This is a genomic window from Citrobacter sp. wls710 (assembly GCF_005281115.1).
Classification (GTDB): Bacteria; Pseudomonadota; Gammaproteobacteria; order Enterobacterales; family Enterobacteriaceae; genus Citrobacter; species Citrobacter werkmanii.
This window is the reverse complement of sequence record NZ_SZXD01000007.1, coordinates 108213-123627: the sequence shown is the minus strand read 5'-3', so window position 1 is coordinate 123627 and position 15415 is coordinate 108213. Positions and strand designations below refer to the sequence as shown.

Here is a 15415-nt window from a genome sequence, read left to right as displayed (position 1 = left end):
TGTTAATACGTTGAGTTGTTGGCTATGGTTGGCCCGCGGACGCGTTACCCGGTATGGTGATTTTGGGAAATAGGGTTCCCTTCCGAGCTATGCGGAATTAAAAAATGAGCCGAAAGGACAGCTTTAAATAATAACCGTGATAATTGTCCTTAAATAAGTCAGTTATGGCTGGCTATAGTGGGAAATGGTGTACTTGAGCCGGGTGTTATTTTTACCGAGCTTTCTGGCAATGTTGCTTTTGTACGCCCCGATGGTTTTTTCACTTTTTTGTGATGCCCCGGCGATTTGTGCCAGTGACCAACCCCGGGCAAGCATCATCATCACATTGAATTCGTTTGCGGTGATTTTTGTGTGCAGTGCTTTGATATTATTTTGTTTTTTATTCTGTATGATACGTGTAACGGCATGCAGCAGCCGATCAAGACTGGCATCTTGATCGAGTAATTGCATATTCTTCCCGCAAACGGTTTGAAAAAGAGAAAAGGTGGCTTCATCTGCCAAAACAATAATCTTTGTGGCAGGGCGGATAGCCATGCTGCGGATAATCCTGGCATATTTTAAAAAATCTGATTTGTCAGGATTAATAATGATGTAATCTGTATCATCTGGCAGAAACTTGACTGCTGAAAACGTCTGAGAGGAGTGGTACGTGATATCAATATATAAGTATGAGCCACGTAGAATTTCTCGCATGCCTAGCCAGGGATAAAGTGAGTCACCCAAAAAAATAGCCTTAGACATTACGATCTCCTTGAAATTTTAATGCAAGCGGTCGCCTCTTTTTTCTGGCTGAAAAAAGAGTTTCTTGCGACGCGTGGAATGTTAATTAAATCTCGTATAACGTTCTTTGGTTTGAACGCATCCTTATTTATTGCCAATTCAACAGATATTTTCTGTATTTATTTGAAGCATTAACTATTCTGAAAGTAGATATTACACTTTGTTAAAATTTAAGATAAATCGTTTATATCACCTCTGAGCAGATGATTGATAGATTTCGCTTATGGATCACCATAAGAATGGGCCAACCTTTTCCATAAAGGCAGGATATTCCTGGGCTTATTGACGGCGATTTATTTAAAAATGATTATATTTCAAAGGAATGCCAGCTTGTGATGATGGGCTGGTTGGTGGGTAGGAGAATTCTTAATTAAGATTAGGAAGAAGGGACGGGTGGGAACAGTGAAGATGGAAATATCGCCAAATTTACATTAAGCATCTAAAAATGTTTGAATTTAAGACTATTTAGCCAATTAAATAAACATTCATAGTTTTTTATTCTGAGTTGGTCTTTTTGTGCTTTATTTGAGCATGTTGCTTGCCGTTGTCATTTTATCTGCTTAATTCGCTGCTAGCGCTCAGCCCGCTAACAGCTCCTGCTCGACCTGTTGCACCTGTTGTTCCAGTGAGTTGCGGATTTCCGTCAGCGCCCGTTGCTGGTCAGAGAAGTAAGCCTCTTTATCGGTCACGGAGGAAGCAAGGCGCCAGGCGTTTTCAGCCTCTAGTTCGGTAATCTCTTTCAGCAGTGCGTTAATTTGTTCTCTGAGCTGCTGTATTTTGCTGCGTAAATGCTGCAGATCGTTCAATCGGTCACTCGCCATCATCGGTTCGAGACCACTTTGTAACTGGGTCAGTAACGCCCGTACGGCGGCAAGGTCGGCATTTTGGCGCGCCTGGTTAAGCTGCACCATCATCTGATGCGCTTTCTCTTTCAGATCATCCGCCACCACGTCCGGGTGGCAAAGACGACTGGCCTGCCGCCACAGGCGTTTTAGCTCGTTACGTTCATCGGCAGAAAGTCGTTGGTCGCGAGTAAAACGATGCTGTGCGTCCTGCTGCTGCTCCTGATATTCATCATATTCATGACTGGCCTCTTCTTGTGCCTGGCGAGTCGCGCTGTCGTCCTGGCGAGAAAAGTCGTTTTCCAGCTCACGAATCTCCGCCAGCAGGGCGGTGATCAGCTCCGTTTGTTGCTGAATGCGTTGCCGGGTTTCGACAGATTCGCGCGAATCTGAGTGCTGGTTCATCCATTGCTGCTTGAGTCTGGCCAACTGCTCAACGGCCTGGGAAATATAGTGCTGACAGGATTGATAGTCTTTTTCCCGGCGCTTTCGCTCCGCTTCCTGTTTACGTTGGGCGCTGACGGCCAGTTGCTTACGCAGCTCAAGGATGCGGCTCATCAGCGGCCCAAGACGAAGATGGTATAGATCGTTGAAATCATCGAGGATTTGAATGCGCGTGTTGCGCTTATCAATCAGGTCACGCAGTTGTGTTTCAAGCGCTTTCAGTTCGAGTTTACTCGCCGCAATCGCAGGATCCTGCCACGTAGAGACCGCTCTCTGAGATTGCAGCCAGGCCGTGATTTCACGCAGAGCATCGCTAAAGCGCCGGGCTTCGATCGCCTGCACGATGGTGTCTGGCACGACTGACAAAGGCTCATTTTTCAGATGCGCCACCTGCTGAAAAATAATCTCCTCATCTTCCAGTTCAATAGCGCTTTTGACGATTTCCAGTCGTTTGATGATCTTATTCATGACAGTCGTTGCCTGGCCTGACTCAAAAACGAATGGCTTAAATACAACAGGCCCACCCGTTTGAAAATGTTAGAAAAACAGTAAGGTGCATTCTGTGGCCTGCAATACCTTTTCGTCCAGAATAATTCACTGTAATTATGAAAAGCGTGAACTCTGGTAAGGAGCCCACCCATGAAAAATAACAACTGCTCAGGCATCGCTGACAACCATGATGTTAAACGATTGCGCCTTGCGGCAACCAGGTTGAAATGTTAAAAGAAGCCCCTTCAATAAAAACGACACAGGGGAAGGGCGTGAAAAACGCGTCAACTGCATCTGGCACCAGCGTGCCTGATGCCGCGTCGACGAATGAGCCGACGCTTCAGCGGGGGTTGCAAAACCGCCATATTCAGTTAATTGCGCTGGGCGGCGCAATTGGAACCGGCCTGTTTTTGGGCATTGGACCGGCCATTCAGATGGCGGGGCCTGCGGTGTTACTGGGTTACGGCGTAGCCGGAATCATCGCTTTTTTGATTATGCGTCAACTGGGCGAAATGGTGGTGGAAGAACCCGTTTCCGGATCGTTTGCCCATTTTGCCTATAAATACTGGGGACCTTTTGCTGGCTTTTTGTCCGGCTGGAACTACTGGGTGATGTTTGTGCTGGTTGGCATGGCGGAGCTGACAGCGGCCGGAATCTACATGCAGTACTGGCTGCCCGATGTCCCCACCTGGATTTGGGCTGCCGCTTTCTTTGTGATCATCAATGCCGTCAATCTGGTTAACGTACGTCTGTATGGCGAAACGGAATTCTGGTTTGCGCTGATTAAAGTGCTGGCCATTATCGGCATGATTGGCTTTGGCATCTGGATGCTGTTTTCCGGTAACGGCGGGGAACATGCGAGCATCGATAATCTCTGGCGTTACAACGGCTTTTTTGCCACTGGCTGGAATGGATTGATCCTCTCGCTGGCGGTGATTATGTTCTCATTTGGCGGGCTGGAATTGATAGGGATCACCGCCGCGGAAGCGCAGGATCCACAGAAAAGTATTCCGAAAGCGGTAAACCAGGTGGTGTACCGTATTCTGCTGTTTTATATCGGTTCTCTGGTGGTGCTGCTGGCCTTGTATCCGTGGGTGGAAGTGAAATCGAATAGCAGCCCGTTCGTGATGATTTTCCATAATCTTGACAGTAATGTGGTGGCTTCTGCGCTGAACTTTGTCATTCTGGTGGCTTCGCTGTCGGTCTATAACAGCGGGGTTTACTCGAACAGCCGGATGTTGTTTGGTTTGTCCGTTCAGGGAAATGCGCCGAAGTTTTTAACCCGCGTCAGTCGCCGTGGCGTACCGGTGAACTCATTGATTTTGTCCGGCGCGATTACGTCACTGGTGGTGTTGATCAACTATGTGCTGCCGCAAAAAGCGTTCAGTCTGTTGATGGCGCTGGTTGTCGCGACGCTGCTATTAAACTGGATTATGATTTGTCTGGCGCATTTGCGATTCCGCGCGGCGATGCGCCGCAAAGGACGTGATACGCAGTTCAAAGCGCTGCTTTATCCGGCCGGAAACTATCTGTGCATTGCCTTCCTCGGCATGATTCTGGTGCTGATGTGCACCATGGATGATATGCGCCTGTCCGCTATTCTGCTGCCGATATGGATCCTGTTCCTGTTTGTTGCCTTCAAACTGCTGCGCCGCAAATCCCGCTAATATCTGACCGATCTCATCCTGGTGATGAGATCGGTCACTGCTTCTCATTGCTGATTAACGCTGAAAGATCCCTGACAATGCGCGAATATCATTTCCGGTAGGCGACTGATGAATGCGTAAGCCAAACTCTTCGATCACTGCAAATATATGGTCGAAGATATCAGCCTGAATACTTTCATATTCCAGCCAGACTACCGTATTAGTAAAAGCATAAATCTCGATCGGCAAGCCGTGATCGTCCGGCGCAAGCTGGCGTACCATTAACGTCATATCTTTGCGAATCCGCGGATGGTGACGTAAATATTCGTTCAGATAGGCACGGAAAGTGCCAATATTGGTCATCCGGCGGTGATTCAATACCGATTCAGGCGCATCCAATAGCTGATTCCACTCGTCAATTTCCTGATGACGCGTAGTTAAATACGGCTTTAGCAGGTGTGCTTTATGCAGTCGCTGGCGTTCATCTTCGTCAAGAAAATGAATGCTGGTGGCATCAATGCTGATGCTGCGTTTAATGCGTCGACCACCGGAAGCTGACATCCCACTCCAGTTTTTAAAAGAGTCCGATACCAGTGACCAGGTGGGAATAGTGGTGATGGTGTTATCCCAGTTGCGCACTTTTACGGTGGTTAAACCAATATCGATAACCGCACCGTCTGCGCCGTATTTCGGCATTTCCAGCCAGTCGCCCAGTTTGAGCATATCGTTCGCTGAAAGCTGGATCCCAGCCACCAGACCGAGGATTGGATCTTTAAATACCAGCATTAAGACGGCGGCCATCGCGCCCAGGCCGCTTATCAGTATTGCCGGAGACTGACCAATCAGCAGGGAAATCATCAAAATCCCAACGATAATTGCGCCAATCAGTTTGATTCCCTGGAATATACCTTTCAACGGTAGCTGAGATGCGGCAGGGAGTTTTTGCGACAGATTGAGAATAACGTCCAGCAGGGAGAAGAGGGACAGCAGGGCGTACATCATGATCCACAGCTGTGCGCAGGTCACTAATATCTCTGCAGCTTCGCTGCCTTTTTGTAACCACAGCGCGGCCTGAATGTTGACAATGATACCCTGCAGGGTGAATGCCAGTCGGTGAAATAACTTATTCTGCGTGATGATTTGTAGCCACAGACGGGAGCTGGCGTTCGCGCGCTTTTCAAATGCGCGCAGCACCACCCAGTGCAAAATAACGTGAACAATAATGGCGGTGAGAAAAATAATGCCAAAAATCATCACCAGCGAGGTGGTGTGGTTTATTTCAATGCCGAGTTCTTCTACCTGAGATATCAATTCCTGCATAAGGTCTCCTTAATAAACAGCGGCCTATGATGACCGCTGTCGGGAGCTTATGCAAATTACGCTCGTCTTGCCTACGATTTTGCGGCGATGCTGGCGCACACCGGATTGATATTCAGCGTGCGGCGAAATAAAAGGGTAGTCAGTAACAGCACGGTCATCATTGTGGCTTCGACGGCTAAAAAACCGATAACCGAGCGCGTGTAATCGCCATGGTAATGTTGCTGCAGATGCAGGAACAGCGCCCCCAACACGGCGGGACCGAGTCCTAATGTTGCCTGCTGCAACGTACTCAGAATGGTGGTTCCGGCGCCCGCATCGTGCGTGGCGATATCGCGCATACCGATGCGATAAAAACTGTTCACAATCAGAGCCTGACCATAGCCGATAAACGCTGTAGCCGGAACGAGCGTAATGGCCGAGGTGCGCATGCCTGAATACCAGAAGGTCATCATTAACCCCATTAAGCCAGCGATCTGAATAACCAGCCCGGTGAGCAGAATACGCCCCGTACTATAGCGGGCAATGAGTCGCGGTGCGTAACAGGCGGAAATAAAATAGGCTGCGCCAAGCGCAATAAAGCTATTGCCGGATTCCCACGGGGCCATACCGAGACCGGCCTGTAAGGTTAACGCCATGCAGAACATAAATCCTGACCAGGCGCTAAAAAACAGTAATGCAATCAGCACGCCGAACCGGATGCTGCTGAGTTTCAACAGGCGTGGCGGCAAAAGAGGATGTTGCCCGTTCTGTTCCTGGCGTAACGCATTGCTGCGCATCCACCATCCCAAAGGCAGGATGGCGACCAGAGCTACCTGAGTCTGCCACGGCCAGCCGGTTTCCGGACCTAATGCCATAGGAAACAGCAAACAGCAGAGAATCACAGCCAGACTACTGGTGCCCAGCCAGTCGATGCGGGTTCGGGTTTCTCGCGTGGTTTCCGGGACATAGCGTTGGCTGAACATCAGAACTAACAGACAGATCGGGACATTAATAAAAAAGGCGTTGCGCCAGCCCAGCCCTGCAATATCTGCCGAAACCAGCCAGCCTCCGCCCATCTGGCCGACAATAAACGCGATGCCGCCAATGCCTCCATACAAACTGATGGCCCGCGCATGTTCAGGACCTTTCAGCGTGACGTGCAGGGTGGCAAGGATCTGTGGCACGATCAGCGCCGCACCCGCACCTTGTAGAACGCGAGCACTCAGCAACATGTGAATGGAATTCGCCATCCCGCAAAAAAGGGAGGCGATGCCAAACAGTACGACGCCCGCAATAAACAGGCGGCGGCGACCATAGTTATCACCAAGTTTGCTGCCTAGCGCCAGACAAACGGCGAAAGTCACCCCGTACAAAGCGACAATAAGTTCAAGCTGCGTGGTAGTGGCCTGAAGCGACTGGGTAATGGAATCCAGAGCGACATTGGTAATTGATGTATCAATGAGCGGGAGCATTTGGCCTGTCAATAACAGGAGCAACCCTATGCGGCCGGGTGAAACAGTTGATGTACTCATAGTAACTCCATTGCATCATTTTGCAGATGGACGTAGCATCACTGAAAAATTAAACGGGTACCAGTTCCTGGTTATACTGGTATTGTTACTACTATGCTGGAGAGTCCATGGCGGTAATAGCGCAACAGGAATCCGCGGTTATTCTCCCTGATGACAGCCGCAAGCAGCTTGGCGCGTTTTTACGTGCGCGACGGGAAAGCCTCGATCCGCAGCGTCTGGGTCTGCCGCGTATTGGGCGGCGAAGAACGCCCGGTCTGCGCCGCGAAGAAGTCGCGATGTTGGCTAACGTTGGCGTCACCTGGTACACCTGGCTGGAGCAGGGGCGAGAGGTCAATCCGTCGCAAGCGGTCTTGCTGAATGTGGCGAGCGCGCTGCAATGCAGTCCGCTGGAAACCCGCCACCTGTTTGTACTGGCCGGATTGACGCCACCGGAATCCACGCCGGTGATGGTGTGTGAAGGGATCACACCAGGCACCCGAAAAATGCTCGACAGTCTGATGCCGCAGCCCGCCAGTATTCAGAAACCCAGTTTTGACATCGTGGCCTGGAATGAGAGTTTTTGCCGGTTAATGGGCGTTGATTTTTCCACGCTCCCGAGCGAAGACCGCAACTGTATTTACCTCTATCTCACCAATGAAACCTGGCGTAGCCGTATAGCAAACTGCGATGTATTACCGACGTTTGTTTCTTATTTCCGTGCGGCAATGGCGGAACATCGCAGCGATCCTGTTTGGGAAAATAAACTGGCGCGCTTTTTTGCCGCATCGTCTGAGTTTGAAGCATTATGGCATCAGCGTTATGACGTTCGCGGTGTGGAAAATCAGGTCAAAAACTTTGTTCATCCGCAGTTAGGGCGTTTTAGCTTGCAGCAAATGTACTGGTATTCCGCCCCGCGTAACGGTTCGCGGCTGCTGGTTTATTTACCGATGGATGAAGCGGGGGAGCAGGCTCTGGCGTGGCTGAATCAGTAGTGATACGCCCGATGGCAGTGATACTCATCGGGCGTGACGGAAAAAATCAGACTTCCGTCAGCGTAGTTTCCAACGGCAGACGAGATTTCGGCAGCGCGGCGTTGAAATCTTCCACGCTGTGATGACCTACCGGGACCACGACCACGCTAGTGAAACCTTTTTCTTTCAGGCCAAACTCTGCGTCGAGAACGGCGGCATCAAAGCCTTCGATTGGCACCGCGTCCAGCCCCATCGCCGCAACGCCCAGCAGGAAGTTGCCGACGTTCAGGTACACCTGTTTCGCCATCCAGTGGTTGTCATCTTTGAGATCTTTGCGGTGCAGGTCGGCAAAGAAAGTACGGCCTTTATGGTTAGCGGCTTTGGCTTCCGGGGTAGCGAAACGCCCATCGCACTCTTCTTGATCGACAACGCGCTCCAGCCACGCATCGTCCATCGACGTTTTGGCGCAGAACACCACAACGTGGGATGCATCCAGCATTTTACGCTCGTTGAATACAAAGCCACCGGCTGCGGATTTCGCCACGCGCGCTTTACCTTCGTCAGTGCTGGCAACGATAAAGTGCCACGGCTGAGAGTTGGTGCTGGACGGACTAAACTGCAGCAGCGTTTTTAATTTTTCGGCCTGCTCAGCGGTCAGTTTTTTATTCGGATCGAATGCCTTAGTGGAGTAACGTTTTAAGGCGACAGAAACAATATCCATAACTACTCCTGGTGATTTTCCTACCCTGCGGGTGCGTTTTGTTCCAGCAGGGTACAGGGTTAGCAGAAAAAAGATAAGACAGAAAAATGCAAAAACACTTATCGACGTTAACGATAAATCAGACAGGGCGCAGGTGCTTTTGCTCTCGTTTGGGTAGGCCATCCACTACCTGGTGCCATGAGTCATTCACCAGGTCCGTCAGCAATGACTCGGTAATGTCGTCGCCTGGATAGACTGAGATCCAGTGCTTTTTATTCATGTGATAACCGGGTTCAATGCTGGGGTAGATCTGTTGATTTAACAATGATTTTTGCGGATCGGATTTCAGGTTAACCAGCGGGCGTCCGTGATGTTCAAACACCAGCATGAAAATCTTACCACCGACCTTGAACACGTCGTATTCCGGGCCAAAAGGCCAGCAGTGCTCGGTGAAAGGCAGTTCTAGCGCAAGGCGCTTTGCGCAGTCATGCAGTGTCTTTCCGTCCATTATTTTTCCTCGCGAGTCAGGGCGCGCCACATGGCTTCAAACCCCAGCGAAATGTATTCAGCTGCGCGGGCAGGATTGCGGGCAGCGAATTCCATGGTTGTTTCTGCAAGTGTTAAAAAAAGCCCGTCGCCAAAGGCGCGATACTCGTCCGACATAAATTCAGGTCGCACGGAGCGATGGCAAAGATCGCGCAGTTCCGGGAACATATCGTCAGCCTTCTGTTCTGTTTCTTTACTGATTTTCTCGCTGACGGCCAACTGGCGAATGGTGCGATGTCCGCAGGTATGATTCAGACCCCAGCTAATGTAGCTATTCCAGATGTAGTGAGTCATGGTTTTGGCATCGGTCACTGAGCGATCCAGATTTGCCATCATTGACTGGCAGAGATCGTGTTTTAAAAAGAGGTAAAGTTCGTTGATCAAATCATCTTTGGTCGCGAAATAGCGAAACAACGTTCCCTCCGCAACCCCTGCATTGCGCGCGATTACGGCGGTAGAGGCCGCAATACCTGATTGTGCAAATGCTGTGGTTGCAGCTTCCAGTAATGCCAATTTTTTGTCTTCACTCTTCGGACGAGCCACTACACTTTACCCTTAAGTCTGTAAAAAACATGATTGAATCACGGCCTTTGCAGCACCGCAACGGCGAATGTCAAAGATTGAAAATCATCTTGACGGCGAACTTTCGATTTCTATAATGAGTGCTTACTCACTCATAATCAAGGGTCAGTCGCGCAAACCAGCGGAAAGGAGGCGCGTTTAAGGTCAGGATATGAAGCGTCTCACAGTTTGTGTGGTTGTTATTATGCTTATTGCCGCTGCTACAAGTTTACCGTTTGTACTCAATGCCGGATTTGGCCAGGCGCCGCAAGGGGCACAACTGAGTCAGGTTGAACAGTCGCCACACTATCGTGATGGACAGTTTCATAACCAGCTGCCGACACCGGGCTATACCGGTAACAAAGGTATGCTGGCGGCCTGGTGGGAGTTTCTGGTCGCTAAGCGTGAAAATGCGCGGCCAGCACAGCCGTTACCGTTGGTGGCGAGCGATCTCGCCGGGTTACCGCCGCAGCAGGATACTCTGGTCTGGCTGGGTCACTCTTCATGGTATTTGCAACTGGCGGGTCAACGCATCCTGATTGATCCGGTGTTCAGCAACTATGCCGCGCCGTTTTCATTTCTAAATAAAGCCTTTGCCGGGGATTATCCGTGGACCGCACAGACAATGCCGGAGATCGATCTGCTTATCATCTCGCACGATCACTATGACCATCTGGATCTCGCCACCATCAAGGCGTTAATGCCAAAGATTAAGCGGGTGATTACGCCGCTGGGGGTGGGGTCGCATCTGCGTTATTGGGGAATGCGCAGCGAAATAATCGACGAACGTGACTGGAATCAGTCCGTCAGAGTGACGGACTCACTGATTGTGCATGTTCTGCCAGCCCGCCATTTTTCGGGACGAGGCATTAAGCGTAATCAGACGCTATGGGCCAGCTTTATGTTTGAAACGCCGGAACAGAACATTTATTACAGCGGTGATTCCGGCTATGGACCGCATTTTAAAGCCATTGGCGAGCAGTTTGGCTCGGTTGATTTGGCGATTATGGAGAACGGTCAGTATGACCTGGACTGGAAGTTTATTCACATGATGCCGGAAGAGACGGCTCAGGCCGCGGCGGATCTGCATGCGAAAGCCGTTTTGCCTGGGCACGCAGGTCGTTTTGTTCTGGCGAAACATACCTGGGATGATCCGTACAAACGACTGGCGCTTGCAAGCCGCCAACAAGATTACCGACTGCTGACGCCGATGCTGGGTGAACCGGTCATACTGTCCGAACCGGACCAAACATTTGCGGCCTGGTGGCAGCAGGCGAATCAATGAACACAGGGGAGAGCATGATGACGATTTCTGCTCAGGTAATTGATACGATTGTTGAATGGATTGATGATAATTTGAATCAACCATTGCGCATTGATGATGTTGCCCGCCATGCGGGTTATTCAAAATGGCACCTACAGCGTCTTTTTATGCAGTACAAAGGCGAGAGCTTGGGGCGTTACATCCGCGAGCGTAAACTGCTGCTGGCGGCGCGCGATCTACGCGATACCGATCAGAAAGTGTACGACATCTGTTTGAAGTACGGATTTGATTCGCAGCAGACCTTTACGCGTATTTTTACCCGTACGTTTAGTCAACCGCCTGGCGCTTATCGCAAAGAAAATCATAGCCGAACGCATTAACGGCACCGGGTTCTCGCAGGTTTAATCCGCCAGCGAGAACCAGCGCCGCCAGATGTAGCGCAGCACAAAATACTCAATCACCCCCAGTAGTAAAAACCACAGGCAAAACAGCAACGTGTAAAACTGGTTGAGGTCCATCAGATGAAAAGTGGCAACCAGTTTTTGCGCCAGCACCAGGCCCAGTGAAGGGGCAGGCAAGAGCAGGCAGGACAGAAAAGCCAGCAGCAGGATCCCTGCGGCGGTCATCAGCGATTCAAGCGGGTGTCTCATGGTATTGTTAAACTTGAGTTAAAATACCATTGTCCGGGATCTCAGCGGGCAACGCAAATCCCACGCCTAAAGCCCTGCCCAAATCTCACAGTGTTTTTTCACCAGACCACTCAACGATCCGCCTTCCGCCACGAAATCACGCATATTCTGTGCTTCATCATGACCATTTTTAACCTGTAGGCGTAAGGCTTCAATCGCGCTGGTCGCACCCACTTTGTCCGCAGAGGCGGCGACATTCTCCAGCAGCCGTAGCGTGTCATCCGCCAGGCGATGTCCATCGCCCGTATTCACGTCGGTGACGATTCCCGCCATACCAAAACGGCAGGCCTGAAAACGGTTGAATTTATACAGTAAATAATCCTGCTCCTGGTGTTTGAATGGACGTTTGGTGAGTAACCAGTGGGCGGTGGACTGAATCAGTCCCGCCATATTGACCGCGTGTTTAAGGGTCAACGGAGTGTCCATTACCCGAACCTCAACCGTACCGAAGTGCGGGCTGGGGCGGATATCCCAGTGCAAATCTTTAATGCTATCAATCATGCTGGTGTAAGCCAGGCGACGAAATAGTCCCGTAAATTCCGGCCAGTTATTCACCCATGGCATCGGACCGTTATCGGGAAATCCGGAGAATATATTCAGGCGCGAGCAGGCAAATTGCGTGTCGGATGTTTGCATATAAGGTGAGGCGGCAGAGAGCGCAATAAAATGAGGAACAAATCGCGACAGCCCGTGCAGGAGGTAAATGGCATCATCACCGTTGGCGCAGCCAACATGGACGTGTTGACCGAAAACGGTCGCCTGCTGAATAAGATAACCAAAATTTTCCAGATTACGTCGATAGCGTTCGTCATCGCAGACTTCCTGACGTTGCCATTTTTGAAATGGGTGCGTACCACCGCCGCAGATGGCGAGGTGATGATCTGCCGCAACCCGCATGATTACCTGCTGCATGGCCGACAATTCAGCATCAGCCTGGTCGATATTGCGACAAACTCCGGTTGCCATCTCCAGCATACTTTCGGTGATGTCGTGCTTCACTTCCCCGGCGGTAAGCTGCGGCTTAATGGCGTCAATCAGCCGGGAAGAATCCTGGCTCAGGTCGTAACCTGGGGGATTAACCACCTGCATTTCCAGTTCAATGCCTAACGTAAAAGGGTCGGAAACATGAAAATCGGGTAGTGACATAGGGTTCTCTTCAGCGTTGATTTTGATTAAGTATAGAAGGGCTGCTGGTTTTCTGTTCGGCGTAAGAAATCATCGCATGACGCTTTGAAGGCGAAATGGCAGGTGCTATAACTATTTTTTGCTTCGCAACAGGGGTTGAGTCGTGCCGGAAATAAATCTGTATGGACAGACAGTCGGCGATGTTGTTCCGGACTGGAAAGGTGCCGCCGTGCTGCCACGGGAAGAGCTTGTTGGGCAGTACTGCCGTTTGGTTCCTCTGGATGCTGACAGCCATGCCGCCGACCTGTTTGATGCCTATGCGCAGGCACCCGACGATCGCGACTGGACCTGGCTTGCAAGCTCTCGCCCAACGAGCGTTGAAGCCGCGGCTTGCTGGATCACGGCAAAATCCACTGACGCCTCTCTGGTTCCTTATGCGGTAATTGAACAGTATTCCGGGCGTGCCGTTGGCCTGGTGTGTTTTATGGCGATCGAGCGGGAGCATGGCTCGGTCGAAATTGGTCATGTGACCTGGTCGCCGCGCATGAAAAATACGGTACTCGGCACCGAAAGCGTCTGGCTGCTGCTGCGTCAGGCGTTTGCGTTAGGGTACCGTCGTGTGGAGTGGAAATGCGATTCGTTGAATACGGCGTCGCGACGGGCGGCAGAGCGTCTTGGATTTATCTTTGAAGGGCGTTTTCGCCAGAAGATTGTGCGTAAGGGGCGCAACCGCGACAGCGACTGGTTATCAATAATTGATAGCGAATGGCCGCAGCGCGATGCCGCATTGCAGCGCTGGCTGGCTGCCGACAACTTTGATGAACATGGGCGGCAACGCAGGTCGATGGCAGAGTGCTTTTCCTGTCAGGTCGTCAACGCTGAGACAGTGCAGATGCAACAGCAAGATTATCAACAACGCTGGCAACAGGAACACGGTCCGGTGGCGCAAACACCGCCCGCGCCGCTGGCTGATTTTCTCGCCGCGCAACCCCATAATCCCAATCCCGTCTACGACACGCTCAGCTCTCGAGCAGGATTAGCGGCGCTGACAAAAGCGAATGTATCCGCCCTGGAGCCGATGGCGGCGATTATCAATACTGAAGTGGATACCGGGGAGCGTCGCATTCCGGTACGGATTTATCGCCCGACATTTACCACAGAGCCGAAGGTGGTGGTGTTTATCCATGGCGGCGGACATCTGAGTGGTTCGGTGGAGGTGTACGACCCTATCGCCCGACATCTGGCGATGGCGACAAAAAATACCGTTGTTGCGGTTGATTATCGACGTGCGCCAGAAAATCCTTACCCGGCGGGTCTTTGCGATGCTAAAGCCGCGATAGAACACGTCTGGTCGCTGCTCGAAAGTCAGCATATTCCTTATACTCGCCAACTTACGCTTATTGGTGACAGCGGCGGCGGTGCATTTAGCGCGACGCTGGCCGCTGCTTTATCCCGCGAGCTGCCGGGATTTATTCATCGCCTGGTGCTGATTTATCCGAGCCTGGATTACACCCTGAACTGGCCGTCGGTACAGGAGAATGGTTCAGGAAAGCTGCTGGATGAAAGCAAAATACGCTGGTATTTTCAGCAATATTTCCGCAATGGAGAAGATCGTAAACAGGCGTCTCCGCTTTATCTGCCGCTGAGCCAGAATTTTCCATCTACCCTGGTATTCAGTGGTGGGCTGGATCCGTTACGGGATGAGGGTTTTGCATTTGTCGCCAGATTGCAGGCGGAGGGGATATCCGTTCAGCATGTGCACTTTCCTGGGATGACGCACGCATATTTGATGCTGGAGGATAAAGTTCCGCAGGAGGCGCAGGCTACGTATCAGGCGATTGGTGAGTTTGTTAAAAAATAACGTCGCACAGCGTAATGACCTGGCGATCGCGCTGAAACCAGCGAACGTTAATTTCCTGCCCGGCGAGGCTTTGCGAAAATAAGGGCTGGATTCGCAAGGTTATCTGGGTTGGGGTGAGGGCGGTAACTTTAGCGCTGGCGAACCCCGGTAACGCCGTAGTGTGTTCCGAAAACGTTTTATACAGGCTCTCCTTTGCGCTGAACGCCAGGGTTAAGGCGAGTGGAAAGGGCAGGTTGGCGTGAAGCATAATCTGTCGTTCGTGGTTATCGACAATGCTGTCAGCCAGCTCAACGGCGGTTGGTGGTGGAAAAATAGTTTCGATGTCCACTCCAACGGGACGCGTCGACACCACCGCCAGCGCAGTTGATGCGCTATGGCTGATGCTGCCAAACAGATTTTGCGGCCATAACGGTTGGCGTTGTGCGCCGATGCCGGGTACGGTTTTGAGGCCAAATTCGCGCAGAGCGTATACTGCAGCGATCCGCCCTGCTAAGTGTTCAGCGTTACGCTTACGTCCACTGGACAGGAGCTGAGCGTGGTGGGGGAGCCAGAGCAGCTCCTGCTCATGGAAGCTGGCGGGATCAAACTCGACAATATGCAGCGTGTGGTCTGCGAAAGTGAGCGGTGTGTGCGTGGTGTTCATGCTAGCGATGATTTCCCTCTCCCCACAGGCGAGGAGAGGGATAA

The 15415-nt window shown here is 51.3% G+C and carries 15 protein-coding genes and 1 pseudogene; 6 read left to right on the top strand and 10 right to left on the bottom strand.

Annotation, left to right across the window (positions count from 1 at the left end; genetic code table 11):
• Nucleotides 1–162: 162 nt before the first annotated feature.
• On the bottom strand, nucleotides 163–741 hold the full coding sequence (locus FDX14_RS02790; RefSeq protein WP_042309906.1) for a helix-turn-helix transcriptional regulator: 579 nt from the start codon (nucleotides 739–741) through the stop codon (nucleotides 163–165).
• A gap of 617 nt (nucleotides 742–1358) precedes the next feature.
• Entirely contained in the window at nucleotides 1359–2534 is a 1176-nt protein-coding gene (locus FDX14_RS02785) for a coiled-coil domain-containing protein (RefSeq protein WP_061381621.1), read from the bottom strand.
• Nucleotides 2535–2827: 293 nt separating this feature from the next.
• Between FDX14_RS02785 and pheP the strand changes: the two genes are divergently transcribed.
• Nucleotides 2828–4222, top strand: coding sequence for a phenylalanine transporter (gene pheP / locus FDX14_RS02780; RefSeq protein ID WP_094301016.1), 1395 nt, complete (start codon nucleotides 2828–2830; stop codon nucleotides 4220–4222).
• Nucleotides 4223–4276: 54 nt separating this feature from the next.
• Here the strand turns inward: pheP and FDX14_RS02775 are convergent, their stop codons facing one another.
• Entirely contained in the window at nucleotides 4277–5521 is a 1245-nt protein-coding gene (locus FDX14_RS02775) for a mechanosensitive ion channel family protein (protein WP_042309900.1), read from the bottom strand.
• 71 nt (nucleotides 5522–5592) lie between these two features.
• Nucleotides 5593–7032, bottom strand: coding sequence for an MFS transporter (locus tag FDX14_RS02770; protein ID WP_204554712.1), 1440 nt, complete (start codon nucleotides 7030–7032; stop codon nucleotides 5593–5595).
• Nucleotides 7033–7139: 107 nt separating this feature from the next.
• Between FDX14_RS02770 and FDX14_RS02765 the strand changes: the two genes are divergently transcribed.
• On the top strand, nucleotides 7140–8003 hold the full coding sequence (locus tag FDX14_RS02765) for a helix-turn-helix transcriptional regulator (RefSeq protein WP_137348960.1): 864 nt from the start codon (nucleotides 7140–7142) through the stop codon (nucleotides 8001–8003).
• Nucleotides 8004–8049: 46 nt separating this feature from the next.
• On the opposite strand, the gene nfsB is transcribed toward FDX14_RS02765, so the two are convergent.
• From nfsB to FDX14_RS02750, 3 genes are all read right to left on the bottom strand, one after another.
• Entirely contained in the window at nucleotides 8050–8703 is a 654-nt protein-coding gene (gene nfsB / locus FDX14_RS02760; RefSeq protein WP_061381625.1) for an oxygen-insensitive NAD(P)H nitroreductase, read from the bottom strand.
• A 118-nt stretch (nucleotides 8704–8821) separates the two neighbouring features.
• The gene (locus tag FDX14_RS02755; RefSeq protein ID WP_061381626.1) at nucleotides 8822–9190 is read right to left on the bottom strand and encodes an MmcQ/YjbR family DNA-binding protein; all 369 of its coding nucleotides are present in this window, start codon (nucleotides 9188–9190) and stop codon (nucleotides 8822–8824) included.
• On the bottom strand, nucleotides 9190–9771 hold the full coding sequence (locus tag FDX14_RS02750) for a TetR/AcrR family transcriptional regulator (protein WP_061381627.1): 582 nt from the start codon (nucleotides 9769–9771) through the stop codon (nucleotides 9190–9192). Before FDX14_RS02750 ends, FDX14_RS02755 begins: the two co-directional genes overlap by 1 nt.
• Before the next feature lie 190 nt (nucleotides 9772–9961).
• On the opposite strand from FDX14_RS02750, the gene FDX14_RS02745 reads away from it, so the two are divergent.
• Entirely contained in the window at nucleotides 9962–11074 is a 1113-nt protein-coding gene (locus FDX14_RS02745; RefSeq protein WP_042309889.1) for an MBL fold metallo-hydrolase, read from the top strand.
• A 17-nt stretch (nucleotides 11075–11091) separates the two neighbouring features.
• Entirely contained in the window at nucleotides 11092–11433 is a 342-nt protein-coding gene (locus FDX14_RS02740) for a RamA family antibiotic efflux transcriptional regulator (RefSeq protein WP_042310172.1), read from the top strand.
• 21 nt (nucleotides 11434–11454) lie between these two features.
• Here the strand turns inward: FDX14_RS02740 and FDX14_RS02735 are convergent, their stop codons facing one another.
• A complete protein-coding gene (locus FDX14_RS02735; RefSeq protein ID WP_079225076.1) occupies nucleotides 11455–11703 on the bottom strand; it encodes a DUF1158 domain-containing protein in 249 nt (82 codons plus the stop codon).
• A gap of 66 nt (nucleotides 11704–11769) precedes the next feature.
• The gene (locus FDX14_RS02730; RefSeq protein ID WP_061381629.1) at nucleotides 11770–12888 is read right to left on the bottom strand and encodes a YbdK family carboxylate-amine ligase; all 1119 of its coding nucleotides are present in this window, start codon (nucleotides 12886–12888) and stop codon (nucleotides 11770–11772) included.
• A gap of 142 nt (nucleotides 12889–13030) precedes the next feature.
• Here FDX14_RS02730 and FDX14_RS25370 point away from each other — a divergent pair.
• Nucleotides 13031–13720: pseudogene (locus FDX14_RS25370) on the top strand (GNAT family N-acetyltransferase); the annotation flags it as partial.
• Nucleotides 13712–14728, top strand: coding sequence for an alpha/beta hydrolase (locus FDX14_RS25365; protein WP_320204175.1), 1017 nt, complete (start codon nucleotides 13712–13714; stop codon nucleotides 14726–14728). The pseudogene FDX14_RS25370 and the gene FDX14_RS25365, both read left to right, overlap by 9 nt.
• Here FDX14_RS25365 and entD read toward each other — a convergent pair.
• The gene (entD, locus tag FDX14_RS02720; RefSeq protein ID WP_079225069.1) at nucleotides 14718–15371 is read right to left on the bottom strand and encodes an enterobactin synthase subunit EntD; all 654 of its coding nucleotides are present in this window, start codon (nucleotides 15369–15371) and stop codon (nucleotides 14718–14720) included. The genes FDX14_RS25365 and entD overlap by 11 nt on opposite strands.
• Nucleotides 15372–15415 lie beyond the last annotated feature (44 nt).

Excerpts from the sequence above, each read along its gene's own strand:
- FDX14_RS02735 (WP_079225076.1), bottom strand. The coding sequence starts at position 11,703 with ATGAGACACCCGCTTGAATCGCTGATGACCGCCGCAGGGATCCTGCTG.
- FDX14_RS02765 (WP_137348960.1), top strand. The coding sequence starts at position 7,140 with ATGGCGGTAATAGCGCAACAGGAATCCGCGGTTATTCTCCCTGATGAC.
- FDX14_RS02785 (WP_061381621.1), bottom strand. The coding sequence starts at position 2,534 with ATGAATAAGATCATCAAACGACTGGAAATCGTCAAAAGCGCTATTGAA.
- FDX14_RS02740 (WP_042310172.1), top strand. The coding sequence starts at position 11,092 with ATGACGATTTCTGCTCAGGTAATTGATACGATTGTTGAATGGATTGAT.
- FDX14_RS02730 (WP_061381629.1), bottom strand. The coding sequence starts at position 12,888 with ATGTCACTACCCGATTTTCATGTTTCCGACCCTTTTACGTTAGGCATT.
- FDX14_RS25365 (WP_320204175.1), top strand. The coding sequence starts at position 13,712 with ATGGCAGAGTGCTTTTCCTGTCAGGTCGTCAACGCTGAGACAGTGCAG.
- entD (WP_079225069.1), bottom strand. The coding sequence starts at position 15,371 with ATGAACACCACGCACACACCGCTCACTTTCGCAGACCACACGCTGCAT.
- FDX14_RS02755 (WP_061381626.1), bottom strand. The coding sequence starts at position 9,190 with ATGGACGGAAAGACACTGCATGACTGCGCAAAGCGCCTTGCGCTAGAA.
- FDX14_RS02790 (WP_042309906.1), bottom strand. The coding sequence starts at position 741 with ATGTCTAAGGCTATTTTTTTGGGTGACTCACTTTATCCCTGGCTAGGC.
- FDX14_RS02775 (WP_042309900.1), bottom strand. The coding sequence starts at position 5,521 with ATGCAGGAATTGATATCTCAGGTAGAAGAACTCGGCATTGAAATAAAC.
- FDX14_RS02770 (WP_204554712.1), bottom strand. The coding sequence starts at position 7,032 with ATGAGTACATCAACTGTTTCACCCGGCCGCATAGGGTTGCTCCTGTTA.
- FDX14_RS02745 (WP_042309889.1), top strand. The coding sequence starts at position 9,962 with ATGAAGCGTCTCACAGTTTGTGTGGTTGTTATTATGCTTATTGCCGCT.
- nfsB (WP_061381625.1), bottom strand. The coding sequence starts at position 8,703 with ATGGATATTGTTTCTGTCGCCTTAAAACGTTACTCCACTAAGGCATTC.